This is a genomic window from Bartonella taylorii 8TBB (genome assembly GCF_902825155.1).
GTDB classification, from domain to species: Bacteria; Pseudomonadota; Alphaproteobacteria; order Rhizobiales; family Rhizobiaceae; genus Bartonella; species Bartonella taylorii_A.
In genome coordinates, this window is sequence record NZ_CADEAG010000009.1 from 38041 (window position 1) to 62182 (window position 24142).

Below are 24142 nucleotides of genomic sequence, written 5' to 3' on the forward strand. Positions count from 1 at the left end.
TATTTACCGTAAATATCGGGTTAGACGATATTCGATAAAAACAATAAAACGGTGAATAAGCTCAACGATCAGAAGATAAATAAGAGCAGCCCAAATGTACACTTGAAAATCGAATGTACGCGAATAAGTGAGTTTGGCAATCCCCATTAAATCATAAATAGTGATGAGTGAGGCAATGGCACTGGATTTAATCATTAAAATAACTTCATTTCCCAAAGGGCGTAATGCTACAATCATTGCTTGGGGAAGAATAATTTTAAAAAATGTTACGGAACTACTCAACCCTAATGCTTTTGATGCTTCACGTTGTCCAGTTGTGACAGAGAGAAAACTTCCTTTAAAGATTTCAGATTGATAGGCAGCAGAATTGAGTGCAAAAATGAAAAGGCAACAATACCATGCGTTTTTAAAGAACCACCACAGTCCAACTTGTTGCCAGAAGTTGTTCATTGAACCAAGGCCGTAGTAAAAAAGAAAAAGTTGGGCCAATAAAGGAGATCCACGAAAAAAATAGACATAAATCTCTGCAAAATATCGTAAAAACTTATTATTTGATAAACGTGCAAACGCGATAAGCATACCAAGAAAAAAGCCAATGGAGCAAGCAATAGAAACAAGCTCAACAGTAACAATAAAGCCCCCAATAAATTTAGGCCCATAACGGTTTAAAAGAGCAGGATTAAAAAGGAAATAAAGCCACTCAGGAATCATGAACCCAACACCTTTCTATATCCTGCTTGAGTGTATATTTCCAGATAGTGCAAGACTGCAGAAAAGAACGCTGAAAATAACAAATAGAGTAAGCATGCCACAAGATAAAAAAGCATAGGCTTATCTGTGGCTGCGACTGCTAAGTTTGTTTGTCGCATAAGATCAACAAGTGAAATGGTTGACACCAAGGATGTATCTTTAAGCAAAGTCAGCCAATTATTAGAAAGACCTGGTAAGGCATTTTTAATCAGCTGAGGAAAGACAATACGAAAAAATGTAGTTGAGCGTGAAAGCCCTAGAGCTTTCGCCGCTTCATACTGACCTTTATCAAAAATATTGAATGCTCCAAGCCAAACTTCACAAGAAAAAGCTGCAAGAACCATACTGAGTGCAAGAACACCAGCAACAAAAGCATTGATACTGAACGTCATTTCAATATTAAAATAATCGAGAACAATTTGAATAATATTTTGCAAGCCGTAGTAAACTAAAAATAAGGTTAAAAGCTCTGGTAGCCCACGGAAGATCGATGAAAAAAGGATCGCTATAGCTTTAGCTATCTTAATATTGGATCGAATCATCACAGCACCCAGAAGACCTAAAGGAAGCCCTAAGAGCCCACAGCACAAAGCTAATGATAATGTCATCCCCGCACTAGAAAGTATAACCACACCCCATCCACCATTGCTAAATGATAGCAATGCTAAATTTTCAATCATTCTTGCATTCCTCACAAAGAGTTAGATAATGTTTTTTAGAAATAATCAGTTTGTTCAATTTTAGTTTGTATTGGTATTTAATAAATATCGAATGTAAAATATTTTTTCATAATTTTTTCATAAGTTCCATCCAGACGGATCTCTTTTATCGCTTCATTAAATTTATCTTTAAGCTCATTATTATTTTGACGTAGTGCGATTGCAATAGGAAAATTTGTTCCTTCCAAGGTTCCTAAAAGTTGGCAACACTCTTTTCCTTCATTGTTGAGCCAGTTTAATGCTTGCAGTTTATCAATGATAACAACATCAAGCCGACGACTTAAAAGATCGCGATTCACTTCTATTGTTGTCGGGTAGAGCTTAATGTTCACCCCTTCAGGAGCATAATGATCTTCTGCGTATGCAGCTTGTGTTGTATTGGATTGCACACCAAGATTTTTACTTTTAAAAGCTTTAGCCGAAATCTCTTTAATTTCTGAATCTTTGCTAACAATTACAGCGAGTGCTGTGTTATAATAGGGATCTGTGAAGTCAATTTTTTGTAAGCGCTCTTGTGTAGGAGCAAGGGAAGCAATGATCGCGTCGTATTTTTTTGCAAGAAGACCGGGAATCATTCCCTCTAAATCTTGAGTGGTGATAGTACACTCTACATTCATTTTTTTACAAAGTGCATAAGATATATCAATATCAAAACCTTTGAGCTCATTATTTGAGTCAATATAACTAAATGGAGGGTAGGTACCTTCACTCGCAATTTTCAGCGTTTGGGCATTGGTAAATTGGGAGAAAAATGTCGCGCTTATTATAAGAGTGACTGCTAATAATTTCATTATGTTCTCCTGTTGAATAAGCGGGAAAATATGATGCGCATATGTGAGGTCGTCATGTATTGTATAATCTGGAAGCTCTTTTGAGAGCAATATAAAAATTCACTGGTGTCCCATGTTGTTATCATTATGATAGACATCATGATCAAAAAACATTTTAGCTTTGAAAAAAAACTATCCAATTAAATATAAAAGTGCGAATTTTCTCGTAAGAAATGACAAAAACGCTAGATTTTCAATTATTCCCATGCTTCTTGAAAAGAGTTAAATAACATTTTTTAGAAATAAAAGTGTTTTTAATTTCAATACATATTGATATTTAATAAATATCGAATGAAAAATATTTTTTCATAATTTTTTCATAAGTTCCATCCAAGTGGATTTCTCTTATCGCTTCATTAAACTTATCTTTAAGCTCATTGTTATTTTGACGCAGTGCGATTGCAATAGGAAAATTTGTTTCTTCCAAAATCCCTAGAAGTTGACAGCAATCTTTTCCTTCATTGCTGAGCCAGTCTAATGCCTTTAGTTTATCAAAGATAACTAGATCAAGCCGACGACTTAAAAGATCACGATTCACTTCTATCGTTGTAGGATAGAGTTTAATGTTCACCCCTTCAGGAGCATAATGATCTTCTGCATATGCAGCTTGTGTTGTATTAGATTGCACACCAAGATTTTTACCTTTAAAGGCTTTAGCCGAGATCTCTTTAATTTCTGAATCTTTGGTGACAATTACAGCGAGTGCTGTATTATAATAAGGATCTGTGAAGTCAATTTTTTGTAAGCGCTCTTGTGTAGGAGCAATGGACGAAATGATCGCGTCGTATTTTTTTGCAAGAAGACCGGGAATCATTCCCTCAAAGTCTTGAGTGATGAGAGTACATTCGACATTCATTTTTTTACAAAGTGCATAAGATATATCAATATCAAAACCTTTGAGTTCATTATTTGAGTCAATATAACTAAAAGGGGGATAGGAAGCATCACTTGCAATTTTCAGCGTTTGGGCATTGGTAAATTGGGAGAAAAATGTCGCGCTTATTATAAGAGTGACTGCTAATAATTTCATTATGTTCTCCTCTTGAATAAGCTAGAAAATATGAGACCGTCACGTATTTTATAATCTGTAAGCTCTTCTGGAGCAATGCAAAAATTTATGAGTATTCATTTTGCTTAGGAAAGTTTTAAGAGGGTGTTTCATTCTTTTCCTCACCTGCTGAAGAGAAGAAGTATTTGGTGTATAGTTATAAAAAGCATTTTGTAATTACTCTTTGGTAATGCTTTTTTAGGGACAGAGAAAAAAGTTCTTAACATTGCTGAGTTTAGTATGTGATAGGGCTTCTGGTAGAGAGACGATGGGGAATAAACCTAATTGGGTGGAATGCGGCTCAAAAGTTAATTTTTTATCTCTTTTTGGCAAAGTATTTTTCTGATCTAAGAAAGAGCGTTTTGGATTCTATTGATTTATTAAGAAAAAGCCATCAAAAAACGTTTTTTACAGCTTTTATGATAGTATTATACCTGTAGAAAGATTTCCAAAATCGAGGTACAATACTCTTTAAATTGTACTCTTGATTATTCACAATAAAGCTTCAATCCATTGAAGCTTTATTGATTGTTTGTTTTCTTTTCTTTAATTTGTACGTTTATCTATAGGAACATATTCACGCATGGCGTAGCCTGTATAGAGTTGGCGAGGCCGACCAATCTTTTGTGCAGGATCCTCAATCATTTCTTTCCATTGTGCAACCCAACCGACACTGCGCGCTAATGCAAAAAGAACAGTAAACATTTCGGTTGGGAATCCTAGGGCTTTTAATGTAATGCCAGAATAGAAATCGACATTTGGATAAAGCTTTTTCTCAACAAAATACTCATCATTTAGAGCGATTTTCTCAAGTTCCATAGCGATATCAAGAAGTGGATCGTCTTGAATATTGAGTTCTTTTAAAACCTCATGGCAGGTTTTTTGCATGATTTTTGCACGTGGATCATAATTTTTATAGACTCTGTGACCAAATCCCATAAGGCGGAAAGGATCACTTTTATCTTTTGCACGTGCAATGAATTCAGGGATTCTCTCAACGGAACCTATTTCTTGTAGCATCTTTAAGCATGCTTCATTAGCTCCACCATGCGCTGGTCCCCAAAGGCACGCAACACCTGCTGCGATACATGCAAACGGATTAGCACCTGATGATCCAGCAAGGCGTACAGTGGATGTAGAAGCATTTTGTTCATGATCTGCATGCAGGATAAAGATTCGATCCATTGCCCGAGTGAGAACGGAATTGATTTTGTATTCTTCACAAGGAACGCAAAAGCACATACGGAGAAAATTTGCAGCGTAACTAAGATCATTGCGTGGATAAACAAAGGCTTGCCCTATACTATATTTATAAGCCATCGCAGCAAGAGTTGGAACTTTTGAGATAAGGCGAACAGAAGCAATCATTCTTTGTTGTGGGTCTGTAATATCAATAGAGTCGTGATAGAATGCAGACATAGCTCCAAGGCATGCAACCATAACGGCCATAGGATGTGAGTCACGACGAAATCCATGAAAAAACCGTGCGAACTGCTCATGTACCATCGTGTGCTGCATAATACAACGGTCAAAGTCATGTTTTTCTTGCTTTGTTGGAAGTTCACCGTAAAGTAAAAGGTAGCAGCTTTCGAGAAAATCTCCTCTTTCAGCCAGTTGGTCAATAGGATAACCACGATAAAGCAATATTCCTTTATTACCATCAATGTAAGTGATTTTTGATTCACAAGAAGCAGTTGAGGTAAAGCCAGGATCATAAGTAAAGGTGTCTGTTTCTTTATAAAGAGAAGCAATTTCAATGACATCAGGTCCACTCGTGCCTCTACGCACGGGAAATTCTATTTTTTTATCTTTCACTGTAATGTACGCTTTATTCTCAGACATTAGATACTCCTTTCAGATCCTTCGCTCCTAAAAATCAAGATGCTACCTCCTCAGATAGGAAGACATGTGATCGAAGTTTCTCCTACCTATATTGAAGGGTAGATTTACCCTAAAAGTTGACACATGCAATCTAAAAATATTTTTTATTTGCAATTTTACCAACTCAAATATGTAATTTCACGATCTAAGAAAAAAGATAGCTTTCAGTTTGTGCGGAAACATTTATAGATGACACCTATTGAGCTGATAAATTATAGGTATATTGTTAATATGTCGTTGTCATAAGTTGGTCATTGATGCGGTTAAGAGCTTCATCCTGTCCTAATAAAACAAGGAGATCAAAAACTCCCAGTGATGTTGCACGGCCTGTGAGAGCTGCGCGAAGAGGTTGGGCAACAGCCCCAAGTTTGAGATTTTGTTTTTCTGTATAATATCGAAGAGTTTCATCCAAGCTTTTTACATCCCAATGGGAGCATGTTTTCAGGGCAAGATAAATACCTTCTAAGATGGCTAGCCCATTTTTGTCTAAGAGTGTTTGTGCTTTTTCATCGAGAAGTAACGGCCGTTGCGTAAAAATGAAGGAAGCATTGTCAATGAGTTCACACAATGTTTTTGAACGCTCTTTCAAATTTGGTATAGCTTTTAGAAATTGAGCGCGTTGTTGTTCATTAAGTGTTTCAATTATTTGTAATCCACCTTCAATTTCTGGTAAAATATTAAGAGCGGCATCAAAAAGGTCTTGATCATTGCTCATACGTATATAGTGTCCATTAATGGCATCGAGCTTTTTGAGATCAAAGCGCGCTGCACCCTTATTAATATCATCGATATCAAACCAAGAAATCATGTCTTCGATTGATATGATTTCGTCATCACCATGACTCCAACCTAGACGGACAAGGTAATTACGCAAAGCAGCAGGAAGGTATCCCATTGTTCGATAAGCATCAACACCTAGTGCGCCATGCCGCTTTGAGAGTTTTGCGCCATTTTCACCATGTATAAGTGGAATATGTGCCATAACAGGAATATCCCATCCCATTGCATTAAAAATGATTGTTTGGCGAGCTGCATTTGTGAGATGATCATCACCACGTATGATATGTGTTATCCCCATATCATGATCATCAACGACGACGGCATGCATATAGGTGGGCGAACCATCGGAACGCAAAATAATAAAGTCATCGAGATCTTTATTGGGAAAGCGAACATCACCTTGAACGCGGTCGTGCACAATTGTTTCGCCATGTTGGGGTGCTTTGATGCGAATAACAGGTTTAATATCTTTGGGAGCTTCAGAAATATCACGGTCTCGCCAACGTCCATCATAACGTGGTGGTCGACCTTCTACGCGGGCATTTTCACGCATTTCAGCCAATTCGTCAGGAGAAGCATAACAATAATAAGCTTTGCCATCTTTTACTAATTGTTCAGCGACTTGTCGATGACGTTCTGCTCGTTCGAATTGTGAAATAGGAGTACCATCGTAGCTGAGTCCCATCCAGTGTAAGCCATCTATAATGGCTTTTACAGCTGCTTCTGTTGAACGCTCTCGATCTGTATCTTCAATCCGTAGAAGCATTTTCCCACCAGTATGTTTTGCATAAAGCCAATTAAAGAGGGCCGTACGGGCACCCCCAATATGAAGGAATCCTGTTGGTGAGGGAGCAAAACGGGTAATAACGGACACGGATATCTTCCTTTAAATTAAGATGTTACTTATGGAATTTTATGGAAGGGGTATGTTAGCATAGATGATAAGGTGTGCAAGAGCCGCATTATAAGTAAAGTGGGGATTTGCGGATGTTTAATCAAAATAAAGTTAAGGATGCTTTATCCATAAGCGGTGTAACAGAAAGAAAAAAATCGAGTCCGATAGAGCAGGATGCTTTTTCTACGCATTATGATACAAATAACAACAAGTGTACCGGGAAAAAGCTTTTTTTATTTACACCTTTAAAAGAAGCAATAACTTTTTTCTGGAAATGGTTGGTAGATTGCATAAACAAAGAAATCTCTTTTGGAATTCTTTTTTCATTGATTTTAATCTTTTTTTCCATAGGCATCATTTATTATTTTAGTGTGGAGAGAGAGCCAAGTTGGAGACAATTTGGTGTGTTGGTTAGCATCTTTCTTGGAATACTCTACATTTCACGTTTTTATCGGAAAGTATGGATTACCACGGGATTTCTGTTTTGTATTGTATTGGGTGCTTTGGCTGCAAAAATAGAAACGTGGCGTGTATCTACAACAATGTTGAGTGGAGACATTGTTACCACATTAACAGGAAGGATTGTTTCTATTGATTCAAGGCAAAAAGGGGGATTTCGTTTAGTTCTAGATGTTTTGAGTACACAAAAGCCAATATTACACCATCCTCCTCATTGTATTCGTTTGTCAGCAAGGTATTTACCCTATGGGTTAGCAATTGGTGATGTCCTATATGGGAAAGTCAAGATTCGTGCGTTATCTGGGCCAGTACGTCCAGGAGGTTACGATTTTAGTTTCCATAATTATTTTAAAGGAATTGGTGCTCAGGGAGTTTACTTAGGAAAACCAATAAAAATATCAGTTTTACAGTCGGATAAAATATTAACTATAGTCCAACAGAAAATTGAAAATTTACGGACAAACATGACACAGAGAATCCGTATGGCGATTGACCAAGAAAAAGGGAGTGTTGCGGCTGCTCTTATAACGGGACAGCGGGGTGGTATTTCAAATGATACAAATGAAGCATTGCGTGCGGTTGGATTAGCGCACATTTTATCAATATCAGGTTTGCATATGGCTTTGTTGAGTGGCATAGTTCTTGTGTGTATTCGCAGTTTTTTAGCACTTTCCCCAGTTTTTTCATCCTATTATTCTTCTAAAAAATTCGCTGCCATTGCGGCACTAGTGATGACAGCTTTTTATTTGATACTCTCTGGCGCCGCTGTATCAGCGCAGAGAAGCTTTGTGATGATTGCTGTTATGTTGATTGCCGTATTGTGTAATCGTTCTGCTGTAACAATACGTAATTTTGCTATTGCAGGTTTGATAACCCTTGCTGTTACGCCGCATGAAATATTAGGTCCAAGCTTTCAAATGTCTTTTTCTGCAACGGCAGCTTTAATTGCGTCTTTTGATTGGTGGAGCGGGAGTTCACTTTTTCGTAAAAGGAAAACAACACCATCTTACGTTGGAGGTGGAATGATTCGTTTTGTACTCTTAACGATACTTTCAACATGTGCATCTTCATTTGTGGCGGGCGCTGCCAGTGGAATTTATGCTGCTTATCATTTTTCCAATATTGCAATTCTTAGCATTATCAGTAATGCGTTAGCTCTGCCAATAGTATCAATGCTCATTATACCTTTTGGATTAATCGCAGTCCTTGCAATGTTTTGGGGGCTTGAATGGTTACCGCTTCAAATTATGGGTTTTGGTGTTGGTCTTGTGATAAAAATTGCTTACGCTATAAAAGCCATTTCTCCTGATTTGAATCCTGGATTTATGCCGTTATCTGCGTTGGTTCTATTGAGTATAGGTTTGGTTGGGCTAATTTTTTTTAAAACATCCATCAGGTATTTTTTTTGTCTTGTTATCTTGGCTGGTATTTATGTTTGCTTAGTGCATTCACCTATACAACTTATTATAGCAGATAATATGAGACTCGTGGGGATTGTTAATGAAAAGAAATTATATATTGATCGTTACCATATTTCTAAATTCACGACTTCTATATGGGAAAAATCATTTCGTGTGAATGAGATGATAAAACCAACGAAATATGGTCCTTCATTTCATGAGCAGTTCGTTTGTGATAATCATGTTTGTGCGTCCTTATTAGAAAATGGATTAAGAGTGATTGTCTTGCATGGAGAAACAGATCAATGCATAGAGGCAGACATCATGATTAAGACATTTGCAATGAGCAATCAAACATGCAACAAGAAGACAAAAATAATATTTACTCCCCAACAATTGTTATCACGAGGGAGTGTTATGATGACAAAAAGTGGTGATATTATTTGGTCTTCTATGGGGTTTTATAGACCGTGGAATATACACAGGCAACATTCACAAGAACTGTATAACTTATCGCATTCTCGATCCTTTTTATGACAGAGAAACAACAAAACAGGAAATTATAGGAACATTTTTCCAATTATGCTTTGTTATGTTTCTGTGACGAGGTTATCAATTCCGCTAGATCTGCATAAATTGTTTATAGTTTTTCAAAACAGACGATTTGTTGATATCCTGAACAATTTATAATTTTGTAGAGGCCTTTTATGGATGCACCTCATTGATAGTGAAAGAGAAGCTAAAAATGCTTATTTGATATGGAAAATGTCAATGAATTTTATAAAGAGATAAAATTGTTAATTATTCTATTTTATGATTATCATATATTCTTATAATCATTAACATTTCTTCAATCAAAAAGATGACGAATAAATTTATGGCAGATTAAGGCAATAGATTCATTTTTGTTATCGATCACACTGGTTGGTAAAAGGTAAAGTAATTCATGAATGTTCAGCAGTTAAAAAAAGTGGCGGCTATTAAAGCGCTTGAATTTGTTGAAGATGGTATGCGGCTTGGTATCGGAACTGGTTCGACAGTAAATGAATTTATTCGCCTTCTAGGTGAGCGTGTTGGAGATGGTCTTCGTGTAACTGGTGTTGCTACCTCACAATATTCTGAGCAACTCTGTCGTAAATTTGGGGTGCCTATCAGTACTTTAGAACAGATACCTGAACTAGATCTTGATATCGATGGGGCTGATGAAATTGGTCCAGAGATGACTCTCATTAAAGGGGGAGGGGGGGCACTGTTGCATGAAAAAATTGTAGCATCGGCTTCTCGTGCAATGCTTATTATTGCTGATGAAACAAAGATAGTAAAAAGGCTTGGTGCTTTTGCATTACCGATTGAAGTTAATCCGTTTGGTATGCATACTACACGCAGAGCTATCGAAAAAGTAGCCGATGATTTAGGGCTTTCTGGAGAAATTGCATTACGGATGAATGGAGAAACTCCTTTTGAAACAGATGGTGGACATTTCATTTTTGATGCATTTTTGGGGTGTATTTTGCAGCCAAAACTATTATCGGATGCACTCCTTGCTATTCCTGGTGTTGTTGAGCATGGTCTTTTTTTGGGATTGGCTTCGCGTGCAATTATAGCGATGGCTGATGGACAAATAAAAGTTTTAGAAGCGTTTAATTTTAGAGAAGACAATTTACATGAGGATATGCTAGCACAATAAAAAAGGGTATTGAAAGTTTTGGATAAAATAACGAATTTGGATTATAATTAGTCATCGGGGTAATCATTAAATGAAAACAATATTTTCTTTTCAGCGTTTTGTCGCGTATTGTGGTGTAGCTGCCGTTTTTGTGGTCAATATTGGGATGGCTTATGCGCAAGGCGTGAGCGAACAGCATTTAGATTCGGCAAGAAAGGCTATCAGCGCTATTCGTGCAACTGATCAATTTGATAGCTTTTTACCGAATGCGGCACATGATTTTAAAAATGAATTGATCAGCGATGATCCCAATTTGGCAACTTCTATTTCTGATATTGTTGATAAACAGGCGCTTGCTTTAGCTAAACGGCGCTCTGATTTAGAAAAAGAGATTGCTCATGTGTATGCAAAATATTTTACTCAAGAAGAACTTGATGCAATCACGGCATTCTATAGTTCTGATACCGGTAAAAAGTTTTTGACAGAGGTTCCAAATATTGCGCGTGATGCTTATTCTACATTTGATACGTGGCGTTCTGCTCTTATGCAGGATCTTATAAAAAATGTGAAAAAAGAGATGTCTGAAACACTTCATTTAAATAACTCTGCTACGCCTATGAAATCGGGATCTTCAGAAAATCACAAATAGTTTGATTGATATCATTATATAAGAGTGTGGGATTCTTTAATTTATTATAAAAACCGGCGGTGTCTCCGCCGTTTTTAATAGAAACAGGTCCTTTTAGGATTATTACTTTATAAAAATGCTGCTTGAAAATAAAATTGAAAACAAAAAGGTTTTCATTTGATAATAAACGATCGTAGCTTATTATTGTAGATGTATGAGAAGGAATAGTTCGTGGGTTCTTTTGATTTTGATTTATTCGTTATTGGAAGCGGTTCTGGTGGGGTGCGTGCAGCACGCCTTGCTGGAGGGCTTGGTAAGCGTGTCGCTATAGCAGAGGAATATCGTATAGGGGGTACTTGTGTTATTCGCGGTTGCGTTCCTAAGAAATTGTATGTTTATGCCTCACAATATGCAAAAGAGTTCCGTAAAAGCGTTGGTTTTGGTTGGAAATATGCTGAACCAATTTTTAGTTGGGAAAAATTAGTTGCAGCTAAAAATAAAGAAATATCAAGATTGGAAGGACTTTATCGCCAAGGACTGCAAAATAATAATGTTCATATTTATGAAAGTCGTGCTGTCTTTGTCGATGATCATACATTAGAGCTTTCTGTAACAGGTGAACGGGTAACCGCGGAAAAAATTTTAATCGCAACGGGTGCAAAAATTGCGTCAAATACTGCAATAAAAGGCAGTGATTTATGCCTTACTTCCAATGAAATTTTTGACCTTGAAAAACTCCCAAAATCAATAGTCATTGTTGGTGGCGGGTATATTGGTGTTGAATTTGCTAACATTTTTCATGAATTAGGTGTGAAAACAACGCTCCTCCATCGTGGTGATTTAATTCTTCGTAACTTTGACTATGATTTGCGACAGCTGCTTAATGATGCAATGGTTGAAAAAGGGATTTCTATTATTTATGGGGAAACAGTTTCCAAAGTGCAAGCTACAGGAAATTATTATAATCTTGTTTTATCCAGTGGGCAAATGATCAGTACTGATCAGGTGATGTTAGCTACGGGGCGCGTACCAAATACAATGGGTTTAGGACTCGAGCGGGCAGGCGTTAAAGTGAATGAGTTTGGTGCAGTTGTTGTTGATGAAAGAATGACAACAGATGTTCCCCACATTTGGGCTGTGGGTGATGTAACAGGTCATATTCAATTGACGCCTGTTGCGATTCATGATGCAATATGTTTTGTTAAGACTGCATTTGAGAATATACCCACTACACCCGATTATGATTTAATTACAACGGCGGTTTTTTCACAGCCTGAGATTGGAACGGTAGGTCTTTCAGAAGAAGATGCGCTACATCGTTATAAGCGTCTTGAAATTTATCGTACGGTTTTTCGTTCTATGCGCAATGTTCTCTCCGAGAGTTCTGAAAAAATGTTTATGAAGCTTATTGTTGATGGTGAAAGTCGTATTGTTGTGGGTGCTCATATTTTAGGGGAGAACGCTGGTGAGATAGCACAGCTCATTGGCATATCTCTCAAGGGGAGACTGACGAAAGATGTCTTTGATGAAACTATGGCAGTGCATCCAACTATGGCAGAGGAATTGGTAACGATGTATAAACCAAGTTACATCTATGAAAATGGAAAGAAAGTAGAAGGTTAAACAGCACATATTGTGGTAAGTGAGCGAGTTTTAGTACGATGAGCTATGATTTTAAGCTCTGGAGAGAATGCAATGATAAAAGAATGGGCTCCTGACTCTTGGAGAGCAAGACCAATTAAACAAGTTCCGATTTATCCGGATAAATCTGTGTTAGCAGATGTTGAACGAAAGCTACGTAGCTATCCTCCTTTGGTTTTTGCGGGTGAAGCACGTGATTTGCAAAATAAATTAGCAGCTGTTGCACAAGGTCAGGCTTTTTTATTACAAGGTGGAGACTGTGCAGAAAGCTTTGCAGAACATGAAGCTGATAATATTCGTGATTTTTTTCGCGTATTTTTGCAAATGGCGATTGTTTTAACTTTTGGCAGTTCTAAACCCGTTGTTAAAATCGGTCGCATCGCAGGTCAGTTTGCAAAGCCACGCTCTTCCGATATGGAAAGCAAAGGAGGAGCTGAGCTTCCTTCTTATCGCGGGGATATTATTAATGGTATTGAATTTAGCACGGATTCTCGTATTCCTGATCCGCAACGAATGTCTATGGCTTATCGCCAATCTGCAGCAACATTGAATCTATTGCGTGCTTTTTCACAAGGGGGGTATGCAGATTTAGAAAATGTTCATGCATGGATGTTGAGTTTTGTTTCTAACAGCCCGCAGGGCGAGCGTTATGAGTTGTTGGCAGAACGTATTTCGGAAGCGATAGATTTTATGCGTTCCATAGGGATTACGTCCAAAACAAATTCTTCATTACGTGAAACATCTTTTTATACCAGTCATGAAGCGCTTTTGCTTGGCTATGAAGAGGCTTTGACGCGAATTGATTCGACTTCTGGAGATTGGTATGCAACGTCTGGTCATATGTTATGGATTGGTGATCGTACACGTCAGATTGATCATGCGCATGTTGAATATTGCCGCGGTATCAAAAATCCACTTGGGTTAAAGTGTGGTCCTTCCATTGAGCCCTATGAGCTTTTGAGATTGATTGATATTTTAAACCCTGAAAACGAAGCGGGGCGATTGACGCTCATTACGCGTTTTGGTTATGATAAGGTTGAGAATTATCTTCCTAAATTGATCCAAGCAGTTGAGCGCGAGAAGCGTAAAGTTATATGGTCGTGTGATCCAATGCATGGCAATACGGTTACTGTAAATGGTTATAAAACGCGTCCCTTTGATTATGTGTTAAAGGAGGTAGAGAAGTTTTTTTCAGTACATTATGGAGAGGGAACTTATCCAGGGGGCATTCATATTGAAATGACAGGTCGTGATGTAACAGAATGCACAGGTGGGGCGCATGCTATTTCTGTAGAAGATTTGTCTAATCGTTATCATACCCAGTGTGATCCGCGATTAAATGCAGATCAAGCGTTAGAATTAGCTTTTCTTGTTGCAGAATTACTTAAGAAAAATCGTAATACTGATTCATTAGCTCTTGCTGCAAATGGTTAGATAAAAAGCTCGATCATATTTCATTTTAGGTGTTTATGGGAGAAGAGTTTTTTGAAAAAGAAGTGTTTTCAATAATTAAAATAGAGTTGTAATTGTCAAGCTGATGAAATGATATAAAGACTTATGAAAAATGATTTTCGGGTAGCTGTTGCCCAATTAAATCCCGTCGTTGGTGATATTGAAAGGAATTATTCTCTTGCTGTTATGGCGCATCAAACGGCTAAAGAAGAAGGTGCAGATCTTGTTTTATTCACTGAGCTTTTTATAAGCGCTTATCCGCCGGAAGATCTCGTTCTTAAGCCTGCTTTTATAAAAACATGTGAAGATGCTGTTAAGGAATTAGCAAAGATAACAGTAGGGGGACCAGGAATTATAATGGGCCTTCCTCTCAAGCGTAATGATAACATTTACAATGGTGTCATGATTCTTGATGAAGGACAGATAGTTGCTGAAAGCTTTAAGTTTGATTTACCTAATTATGCTGAATTTGACGAAAAACGACTATTTTTTCCCGGTCCATACCCTGAGCCGATTGTCTATCACGGGATAAAACTAGGAATAGTGATTTGTGAAGATATTTGGAATGATTCTTCTTTGTGTGCAAAGCTTGGCAATAAAGGAGCTGAGATCATTCTCGTTCTTAATGGTTCTCCTTATTATCGTGATAAAACATTAAAGCGTATAGAAATTGCTCGTGCGCAGGTGCTTCAATCTGGCATACCGATTATTTATGCTAATCCTGTTGGAGGGCAGGATGAGCTCGTTTTTGATGGGGGATCTTTTGCACTAAGTGCGCAAGGCAAAATAGTGTTCCAAATGAAACATTTTGAAAGCCACATTGCTTTAAGTCATTGGCAGAGAAAAACGACAGGGTGGCAATGTATTTCTGGCCCAAATGAGAATCTCCTTAATGGATTAGCGGCTGATTATCAAGCCTGTGTTTTGGGTTTGAGAGATTACGTCAATAAAAACCGTTTTAAGGATGTTATTCTTGGTCTTTCAGGAGGAATTGATTCAGCTCTTTGTGCGGCAATGGCAGTGGATGCTCTTGGAGCTGAGAGGGTTCGCACCATAATGATGCCCTATCATTATACCTCACAAGAGTCATTGAAAGATGCTAAAGAGTGTGCACGTTTTTTAGGATGTCACTATGAAGTGGTACCAATTGTACAACCTGTTGAGGCTTTTTTGAAGACAATGGCACCTATTTTTTTAGGGTTGCCATCTGATGTGACAGAAGAAAATCTTCAAAGTCGTATACGCGGTACTATTTTGATGGCCCTTTCAAATAAATTTGGCTCAATGGTGATAACAACAGGTAATAAGTCGGAAATGGCTGTGGGATATGCAACACTCTATGGTGATATGAACGGAGGGTTTAATCCTATTAAAGACATTTATAAAACGCAGGTCTATGCATTAGCGAAGTGGCGTAATAACAATCACTTGCAAAATTTGTTGGGGCCAGAAGGGATTGTAATTCCACCCAATATTATAGAAAAAGCACCTTCTGCGGAGCTTCGGGAAAATCAAAAAGATGAAGACACTCTTCCGCCTTATCCTGTTTTAGATGATATCTTGCAATTTCTTGTAGAAAATGACATGAGTATCTGTGATATTGTTAAACGTGGATATTTACGGGAAACAGTTGAGAAAATAGAACATCTTCTTTATGGTGCCGAATACAAAAGACGACAATCTGCTCCCGGCGTAAAAATCAGTTATAAAAACTTCGGACGTGATCGTCGTTATCCCATTGTAAATCGGTTTCGTGATAAAATTTGAGCATTATTTTATGATAAAAGTCCGTTTTGCACCCTCTCCAACAGGTTATATTCATATTGGCAATACCCGTAGTGCCCTGTTCAACTGGCTTTATGCGCAAGCGCATAAGGGAGCTTTTATTTTGCGTTACGATGATACAGATGTTGAACGCTCTAAACAGGAATATATTGATGCTATTGCAGTTGATCTTGAATGGCTTGGTATTCAACCAGATGAGATTTATTATCAATCTAAACGGTTTAGTCGATATGATGAAGTTGCGGAAACTCTAAAACAACGTGGTCTTCTTTATCCCTGTTATGAGACCGCGGAAGAATTAGATCGGCGCCGTAAAATCCAACTTTCTCGCAAATTACCCCCTATTTATGATCGCGCTGCATTGAAATTAACACCAGAAAATAAAAAAGCATTTGAATTGCAAGGTCGGAAACCTCATTGGCGTTTTCTTCTCCCTAATTTTGCAAATGATCCTTTGCAAACAAGGAGAACAGAAATTTGCTGGAATGATGCGGTAAAAGGAAAACAGGCGATTGATTTAGCCTCTCTTTCAGATCCTGTTTTAATTCGTGAAGATGGAAGCTACCTTTATACATTGCCTTCCGTCGTTGATGATATAGATATGGCCATTACTCATATTATTCGTGGGGACGATCACATTACAAATACAGGCGCTCAGATTGCTCTTTTTAAAGCACTCAATGCAGAATTGCCAGTTTTTGGCCATATTAATTTATTGTCTACAGTTTTAGGAAAAGGGTTTTCAAAACGGAACAACGATCTCTCTATTCGCTCTCTACGGGCGGAAGGGTTTGAATCTATCGCTGTTCAATGCCTCGCTGTTTTGATTGGGACATCACAAAATGTACATCCGTATCCCAATCAAGCAGCGCTTTTAGAGCATTTTAATCTGCAAGATACGTCAAAATCAATTGCAAAATTTGATACTACCGATCTTTTTGCTTTAAATCGTCATCTTGTGCATGAGTTAACCTATGCGGAAGTTAAAACACGACTTAAAAATCTTTCTATTGATGGCGATAAGGCGGAGTGTTTTTGGAATGCGATGAGAGGTAATATTGACAAAGTAAATGATGCTGTCTTTTGGTGGAAAATGATTCATGATGAACAAAAGGGCTTTGATACAGTAGCGCTTGAAGATCGTGCATTCGTGCGTCAATCACTCAATTTCTTGCCTGAAGGTGCATTAAATGATGAAAGTTGGAAAGTTTGGACAACGGCATTAAAAGAAAAAACAGGTCGCAGCGGAAAAGCTTTGTTTATGCCATTACGTCAGGCGCTTACTGGAATGGATCATGGACCTGAAATGGGAAAGCTTTTGCAGCTCTTAGGGCGTGAGAAAGTAGTAGAAAGATTGACATTTCAAGGAGAGTAAGTTTCCAGTTTAAGTGCGGGTTTTTATGAGCATAAATGCTGGGATATCATTGCCAAATCCAAGAGGAGACAAATCCTTATTTTTTCTAGGGTTCTGCTGCTCAGATGGTTTTACTTTATTATTTGTGGCTTGAATGTAATCTACTTTATCGTTTTTTAAGGATTTTTGAGTTTGGACAACGCGCTCTTTTTGAGTAGTTCTTTTTGACGGTTTTGGAGATCTTTTCTTTAAAACAATGTGGTCTTCTTGATCATCAGTCGTTAAAGTAGAGAGATCTCCATTGAGCCATTCAATTTTTTCGTTGCTCATTTCCTCAATGGCGTTGATATATTTTTGGTCATCTTTTGTGACGATCGTAAAAGCTTTTCCACTACGATTTGCACGTCCTGTACGACCAATTCGATGAATATAGTCTTCAGCATGTGTAGGGACATCATAGTTGAAAACATGGCTGACAGCTGGGATATCGAGTCCACGGGCAGCAACATCAGAAGCAACAAGAAGTGTGAGTTTATTATTTTTAAAATCGGCTAATGTATTTGTGCGCGAATATTGGTCCATATCTCCATGAAGGGCGCCTACACTAAAATGATGTCTGACGAGAGACCTAAAAAGTTCAGAGATATCCCTCTTTCGATTGCAAAAAATAATAGCATTTTTAAGCTCATTGCCTTCATTGTGGATAAGTTCTCGCAAAACAGCTCTTTTATCCCATGGCTTATTTCCAGATTTGACAAGTCTCTGTGTAATTGTGGTGGCTGTTGAGGATGCTTTTGTAACTTCAACAGATACAGGAAAATGTAAAAACTGTTTTGTTAGTTTGGTAATTTCTGGCGCCATTGTTGCGGAAAAGAACAAAGTTTGACGCGTAAAGGGGGTTAGTTTACAGATACGTTCAATATCAGGAATAAAACCCATATCCAACATGCGATCAGCTTCATCAATAACAAGAATTTCAACACCCATTAGGAGCAATTTACCGCGTTCAAAATGATCAAGAAGGCGGCCTGGTGTTGCTATAAGAACATCAGCTCCTCGTTCAAGTTTACGATCTTGGTGATCAAAAGAAACACCACCAATCAAAAGTGCAACATTTAGGCGATGATTTATTCCGTATTTATCGAAATTTTCTTCAACTTGAGCCGCAAGTTCCCGTGTTGGTTCTAATATAAGAGTACGGGGCATACGCGCTCTCGCGCGGCCTTTTTCAAGTAGTGTGAGCATAGGCAAAACGAAAGAAGCTGTTTTCCCCGTTCCTGTTTGAGCGATTCCTAGAACGTCTTTTCTTTGAAGCACGTGGGGAATCGTCCCACTCTGAATAGGCGTTGGAACTGTATATCCCGCTGATTTTACCGCTTTAATAACCTTTGCGGAAAGACCTAAATCATCGAAACTATTTAAAGGTGGCATCATTTTTATCAATTGCTCTGCGATTTTAATCTCGCTATCCAAACTATTTGTGAGATTAAGTATTCTACACTATTTTAGAGGGTTAAGGCGCTTTCACAAAAAAGTCAACTATAACAGCCATATACGTATAGAAAGCATAATACAATAATTAATAGCGAAATTGTTCTGATAAAATACGCTCGTCCCATGAATGATTAGAGTCAAAAAGGATTGAGGCTGTTACTTCTGTTGCTGTTGAAATAATAACTGAATGGACAGATTTGACCTCAACATTATCGGCTGCAGCATTTACGGGACGTTTGTCAGGTTCAAGCATATCCAAGCGTACTGTTGCCGTATTAGGAAGTAATGCTCCATGCCAGCGCCGAGGACGGAAAGGACTAACGGGAGTGAGTGCCATCAGTGGGGCCATGAGGGGCAAAATAGGTCCTTGTGCTGATAAATTATAAGCCGTAGATCCTGCTGGTGTGGCAACAAGGATACCATCGCAACTTAATTGTTCCATGCGTACGTTATCATCAATACTAATACGAATTTTAGCTGCTTGATAAGATTGACGAAAGAGGGAGACTTCATTGATAGCGAGTGCTTCAATAGTTCCTTGACATTCAGCTTCTGCAATCATGCGTAGGGGATGAATTTCTTTTTTATGTGCGGCAGCAATACGGCTTGGCAATTTTTGTTCATGGAATTCATTCATAAGGAATCCTACAGAGCCTTGATTCATGCCGTAAATAGGTTTTCCGGTGTTCATAACATCCCGTACTGTTTGTAACATTGTTCCATCGCCACCGATTGCAACAACAACGTCAGCTTCTTCTAGAGAAGAATGACCGTAAACAGAAATTAATTTATGAGTAGCTTTTATGGCTTCTTTAGTTTCAGCGGAAATGAAATGAAAGCGGTTTGGTAATGTGGTCATTAAGAATTATCCTGATATTTGCAACTTAGTTTTCTAGCGTATTTTTGAAAAATTTTGAAGCTGTCTATAAAAAACCGTTTTGGTAAGGAAATGGATTATGCACGAAAAGTAATCTGTGTAAGTTATGTATCATAGCAAGATGGGATGAAAAGATTGTATAGTGACATAAACCATAAACGAGTATTTTTTTTAAGAATGATAATTCATCATTGAAGCTAAGAGCGTGATCAGTTAAAAGACCACTGTTCAGTTTTAAGCACCCGTAGCTCAGCTGGATAGAGCGCTGCCCTCCGAAGGCAGAGGTCACAGATTCGAATTCTGTCGGGTGCACCAGACTTTTCAGTTCTTTCTCGTATTATTGTTATGGTAGTATTGCTTAGAAAAGACAAAGCTATTTTTATTAAAATGGTTATTGGGGGTACTGGTTAAGTTATATACCGAATAAGCAAATGATTTTAGAAGAATAAAGTTTCTTGCTGTTTATAGAATCCTTTTTTTGAGTACTTTGAATATTGAGGTAAAGAGAACAGTGCGCTATGGAAGAATTGATTATATAAAGCCATTTTTCCTTTTTACTTCATTAATGGATTGAAATCTAAGAACTGTATTTCCAATGTCTTCACTTCTTTCTGTAAACAGAGTGAAGACGTTTTTTATTATCTGCTTAAGAAAATGTTTCATGAAAATTATTCGTAAAGCAGTATCAATCTATACTTTCTGCGAGTCCATGAAATAGTTGATAATAGAAACGGTATGCTAAGCACTTCTCTTTAACCGTGCAAGAAGTAAAACCGCTTGTTAGTACCTATAACAGACGGCTTTTTTTACAAGGTTATCATATTCAAGAGCAATATGATACTGTGCAACAGTATCACAGGTAAAAAATAACTAATTTGTATACAAAAAGCTTGCCAAGTGCTATTATGAAGGTGTTTTATAAATACGGTCCCGAACAGTCTTGAGCAGTGAAGTTAAAAAATAACCATTGACTGTAAAGCCATGCAAGAAGCATAGAGTTCTTATAAAAAGTATAACCTCTATACTGTTTTACAGTGCTATTTAGCTACAAAAAATTAAACATTACCATATCTTGCCATTTTGCTGCTTTGCTGCGAGACGTTTTTAATGCTCTCTTAAAAATTTTCTATGTATTTAAGCACCAGATTTTGCTATAATAAAGGGCTTTTTAGACTGCTAAGTAAGAAAGTCATATCGTATTGCATGAGCTTTAAAATATCAAATTTTAGAGGACTAATTCGCAACGTCACGTTATATCTCCAAAACTAACTATTGTCTTATTTTATAAGTATCATAATAATATTCACATATTTTATGTAAAGCTTATCGTATTGGTTTAGATTCTCTACCATAGTACATTCCAATAGCATTAAAACAGAAAAAAGATACGATTGTTTCAATACGTATTATAGGTAATTATTTTATCATATTAATATATATTGTTGATTATTTATTTTAACTTATATTTAACTATACTTAAAGTAATATTTATATTATGTATAAATACAGTATTTTTTTATATTGATATTTTAATAATATAAATTTAATATATTTTTTATTATCTTGAGGGGGAATGATACAGAAAATACACAAAAGACTCCTTAAGCAACAAAAAGCGGATCTCACTTCAAGCTGTGAAGGAATGTGTAATCTTATAAAGTGACGCTAAAAAAGGCAAATGATCATTATAAATTAAAGAATAAGAAAAGTTTATTTATTTATTCGATTTTAAGCCTTATAGAGAGCAGCCATACCTTTTCTGTTTTATAGAAAAGTCCAATAGTGCTAAGTATTATACTTTAAATAAACAAGAAAGAAAATTATGACTATTATAATAAAACCGGGTGAGGTAACGCTTAATGAACTTGAAACTATTTATTTCCATGGTGAGGTGAGTAAACTTCACAGTAACACGCATTTAGCTATCAAAAAAGGAGCAGAGCGTATTGCTGAAATTGCTGCTGGAAGTGAGCCAGTTTATGGCATCAATACTGGTTTTGGTAAATTGGCTTCGATTAAAATTGGGGCAAACGATGTAGCTATTTTACAAAGAAATCTTATTTTATCACATTGTTGTGGTGTGGGAGAACCTTTAACGGAAAATGTTGTGCGTTTGATGATGACCTTAAAGCTTCTTTCTTTAGGGCGAGGGGCTTCTGGTGTTCGTTTAGAGTTGATATATTTGCTAGAAAATATGCTTGCAAAAGGCGTTATTCCTGTCATCCCTGAAAAGGGATCTGTTGGTGCATCAGGTGATCTTGCGCCGCTTGCTCATATGGCTGCTGTTATGATGGGAGAGGGAGAAGCATTCTTTCAAAACATTCGCATGAGTGGAGCAGCAGCTTTAGAGAAAGCAGGATTGTCTCCTATTATTTTAGAAGCAAAAGAAGGACTAGCCCTTATCAATGGCACTCAAACATCAACAGCACTTGCTCTTGCCGGTCTTTTTCATAGTCATCGGGCATTGTGTGGTGGACTTCTTGCAGGGGCACTGACAACAGATGCCATTATGGGGTCAACAGCACCGTTTCATCCTGACATCCATATTTTACGGGGCCATTATGGGCAGATTTCTGTATCACAAACATTAAAAAAGCTTTTAGAGGATTCAGAAATTCGGGCTGCACATTTACGTGGTGATAATCGTGTACAGGATCCTTACTGTATACGTTGCCAACCACAGGTCATGGGAGCATGTTTTGATATTCTTATCGCAGCAGCAAAAACACTCATTATTGAAGCGAATGCAGTTACAGATAATCCATTGATTTTAAGAAATGGGGAGGTTGTGTCAGGTGGAAATTTTCATGCTGAACCTGTAGCATTTGCTGCTGATCAGATTGCACTTGCTTTATGTGAAATAGGCTCTATTTCTCAAAGACGTATTGCTCTTATGGTCGATCCAGCAGTTTCTTATGGACTTCCAGCTTTTTTAGCGCAAAATGCGGGTCTTAATTCAGGCTTTATGATTGCTGAAGTAACTGCAGCTGCTTTAATGGCTGAAAATAAACAAATGGCACATCCTGCTTCTGTTGATTCAACACCAACTTCCGCAAATCAGGAAGATCACGTTTCCATGGCTTGTCATGGCGCTCGCCGATTATTAGCAATGAGTGAAAACCTTTTTAATATTATCGGCATTGAAACACTTATTGCAGCACAAGGAATTGAATACCGTGCGCCTTTAAAAACAAGCTCCTTCTTACAGTTTGTTATGGAGCATTTGCGTAAAAATGTTGGTACTCTTAAAGGAGATCGCTATATGGCTCCAGATCTTCATAAAGGATATATTCTTGTGCGTGAAGGATATTTATTATCCGTTATACCGGAAACAATTTTTCCTCAACTAGAACTTAGATAATATTTATTTTGAATTCCATGTGGAAGGAGGGAAAGTTAATTCTTGAACTTATTTCTACAAAATTGAGGAAAGTAATGATATATTTGAATAATTAAATAAATATGTAGTCATTTATTTGCTGGTATCTATAGGGTGTTTGGGTCCAATTATCTTCTTAATATTATGTTTCATGATGATCCGATTATCAACCAAGCTTATGAAAATGAATATTGGGAGAACTACTTTTGGGAATTTTTAGACTGCCGTTTTGGGACTATCTTCCGTAAATTTATAAATTATAGATCATATTCTTATATAATTTTACCATTTATAAAAAATGGCTTATATGTGTCGTATTCAGTGAAATTAAGAGTTTTGTTGTATGTTTCTTTTGTTTTTACGATGTTTTATGATATTTTAGAGTTACTTTTTGTATTTTGAATCGAAAGCAAAGAGGAAAACATGTTTAAAAATCATACATTATACATTTTAATGACAGCTATTTTTTGTTTTTCGCAAATTGTGGAGGTTCATGCGAATCTTTGGAGAACTAGATCTCAAGAGGGTATTTTCATTGCCATAGTTGCCCAAGAGAAAGATACTCTTGTTCAGACGAAAAAGATATTTGTTATTGGTAGTTCAGGGCAAAATGCTAGAGAAAGAGGCAGGTCTATTAACGGAAAAAAGGTTGATAAGATTATTTTTACCGCAATAATTCTTTTTCTTGGAAGACTTGCGTTTAAGGCGGTTGGAGTTCTTAAGAGATGGGCTGGGGCTGCACTTTCTCAAGCTTTTGAAGATTGGCGAGATTCACTTTATCACTGATTAAGCTATTAAATTGATATTAAAAAGTTAGTTCATGCGCTATCGCGTATAATTTGTAATTGTTATGAGCTAAAAAAGTAAGAGAGAGTTTATTTAAAGCAATAATAAAAACTTTAACGCACTCGTTTTCAAATATAGCGGTACGAATTTTTAAGCTTCTATTTCAATAAACTGAAAAGAAAGCATGGGATTGATATTGCATTAAATTCTCTATTTTTTGCAGACAAATAGAGGATATGAAAATGAATCACATGACAATTATAAAAAATTTTATTACCACTTGATTTTAATAAAATGATACAAAATTGTAGTCCATAA

17 protein-coding genes and 1 tRNA gene are annotated in these 24142 nt (G+C 37.1%); 10 read left to right on the forward strand and 8 right to left on the reverse strand.

The window, feature by feature from the left end; genetic code table 11:
* Positions 1-3: 3 nt before the first annotated feature.
* The 6 genes from J7R13_RS07295 to gltX (J7R13_RS07320) form a co-directional block, all read right to left on the reverse strand.
* Entirely contained in the window at positions 4-711 is a 708-nt protein-coding gene (locus J7R13_RS07295; RefSeq protein WP_208438104.1) for an ABC transporter permease, read from the reverse strand.
* Positions 708-1430: an ABC transporter permease gene (locus J7R13_RS07300; RefSeq protein ID WP_208438105.1), complete on the reverse strand. Its 723-nt coding sequence runs from the start codon at positions 1428-1430 to the stop codon at positions 708-710. Before J7R13_RS07300 ends, J7R13_RS07295 begins: the two co-directional genes overlap by 4 nt.
* 77 nt (positions 1431-1507) lie before the next feature.
* Positions 1508-2260: a transporter substrate-binding domain-containing protein gene (locus J7R13_RS07305; protein ID WP_208438106.1), complete on the reverse strand. Its 753-nt coding sequence runs from the start codon at positions 2258-2260 to the stop codon at positions 1508-1510.
* 316 nt (positions 2261-2576) lie between these two features.
* A complete protein-coding gene (locus J7R13_RS07310) occupies positions 2577-3329 on the reverse strand; it encodes a transporter substrate-binding domain-containing protein (RefSeq protein ID WP_208438107.1) in 753 nt (250 codons plus the stop codon).
* A 564-nt stretch (positions 3330-3893) separates the two neighbouring features.
* Complete coding sequence (gene gltA, locus J7R13_RS07315; protein WP_208438108.1) at positions 3894-5189, reverse strand: citrate synthase; 1296 nt, start codon at positions 5187-5189, stop codon at positions 3894-3896.
* Between the two features lie 265 nt (positions 5190-5454).
* Positions 5455-6882, reverse strand: a complete 1428-nt coding sequence (gene gltX / locus J7R13_RS07320; RefSeq protein WP_208438109.1) for a glutamate--tRNA ligase — start codon at positions 6880-6882, stop codon at positions 5455-5457.
* A gap of 113 nt (positions 6883-6995) precedes the next feature.
* Here gltX (J7R13_RS07320) and J7R13_RS07325 point away from each other — a divergent pair, with 113 nt between their 5' ends.
* The 7 genes from J7R13_RS07325 (at position 6996) to gltX (J7R13_RS07355) (ending at position 17309) form a co-directional block, all read left to right on the forward strand.
* The gene (locus J7R13_RS07325; protein WP_208438110.1) at positions 6996-9299 is read left to right on the forward strand and encodes a ComEC/Rec2 family competence protein; all 2304 of its coding nucleotides are present in this window, start codon (positions 6996-6998) and stop codon (positions 9297-9299) included.
* Between the two features lie 409 nt (positions 9300-9708).
* Positions 9709-10449 (forward strand): ribose-5-phosphate isomerase RpiA, encoded by a 741-nt coding sequence (gene rpiA, locus J7R13_RS07330; RefSeq protein WP_208438111.1) that lies wholly within the window; start codon positions 9709-9711, stop codon positions 10447-10449.
* Between the two features lie 70 nt (positions 10450-10519).
* A complete protein-coding gene (locus J7R13_RS07335) occupies positions 10520-11077 on the forward strand; it encodes a DUF2059 domain-containing protein (RefSeq protein WP_208438112.1) in 558 nt (185 codons plus the stop codon).
* A 210-nt stretch (positions 11078-11287) separates the two neighbouring features.
* Positions 11288-12679 (forward strand): glutathione-disulfide reductase, encoded by a 1392-nt coding sequence (gene gor / locus J7R13_RS07340; RefSeq protein ID WP_208438113.1) that lies wholly within the window; start codon positions 11288-11290, stop codon positions 12677-12679.
* 72 nt (positions 12680-12751) lie between these two features.
* Positions 12752-14131: a class II 3-deoxy-7-phosphoheptulonate synthase gene (locus J7R13_RS07345; RefSeq protein WP_208438114.1), complete on the forward strand. Its 1380-nt coding sequence runs from the start codon at positions 12752-12754 to the stop codon at positions 14129-14131.
* 123 nt (positions 14132-14254) lie between these two features.
* On the forward strand, positions 14255-15916 hold the full coding sequence (locus J7R13_RS07350) for an NAD+ synthase (RefSeq protein WP_208438115.1): 1662 nt from the start codon (positions 14255-14257) through the stop codon (positions 15914-15916).
* Between the two features lie 10 nt (positions 15917-15926).
* Positions 15927-17309, forward strand: a complete 1383-nt coding sequence (gene gltX, locus J7R13_RS07355) for a glutamate--tRNA ligase (protein ID WP_208438116.1) — start codon at positions 15927-15929, stop codon at positions 17307-17309.
* A 9-nt stretch (positions 17310-17318) separates the two neighbouring features.
* On the opposite strand, the gene J7R13_RS07360 is transcribed toward gltX (J7R13_RS07355), so the two are convergent.
* Positions 17319-18722: a DEAD/DEAH box helicase gene (locus tag J7R13_RS07360; RefSeq protein WP_208438117.1), complete on the reverse strand. Its 1404-nt coding sequence runs from the start codon at positions 18720-18722 to the stop codon at positions 17319-17321.
* Positions 18723-18867: 145 nt separating this feature from the next.
* Positions 18868-19641: an NAD kinase gene (locus tag J7R13_RS07365; protein ID WP_004860075.1), complete on the reverse strand. Its 774-nt coding sequence runs from the start codon at positions 19639-19641 to the stop codon at positions 18868-18870.
* Between the two features lie 256 nt (positions 19642-19897).
* On the opposite strand from J7R13_RS07365, the gene J7R13_RS07370 reads away from it, so the two are divergent.
* From J7R13_RS07370 to J7R13_RS07380, 3 genes are all read left to right on the forward strand, one after another.
* Positions 19898-19974: transfer RNA gene (locus J7R13_RS07370), tRNA-Arg, on the forward strand.
* 1507 nt (positions 19975-21481) lie between these two features.
* The gene (hutH, locus tag J7R13_RS07375; RefSeq protein WP_208438118.1) at positions 21482-23020 is read left to right on the forward strand and encodes a histidine ammonia-lyase; all 1539 of its coding nucleotides are present in this window, start codon (positions 21482-21484) and stop codon (positions 23018-23020) included.
* 441 nt (positions 23021-23461) lie between these two features.
* Positions 23462-23824: a hypothetical protein gene (locus tag J7R13_RS07380; protein WP_208438119.1), complete on the forward strand. Its 363-nt coding sequence runs from the start codon at positions 23462-23464 to the stop codon at positions 23822-23824.
* Positions 23825-24142: the final 318 nt, after the last annotated feature.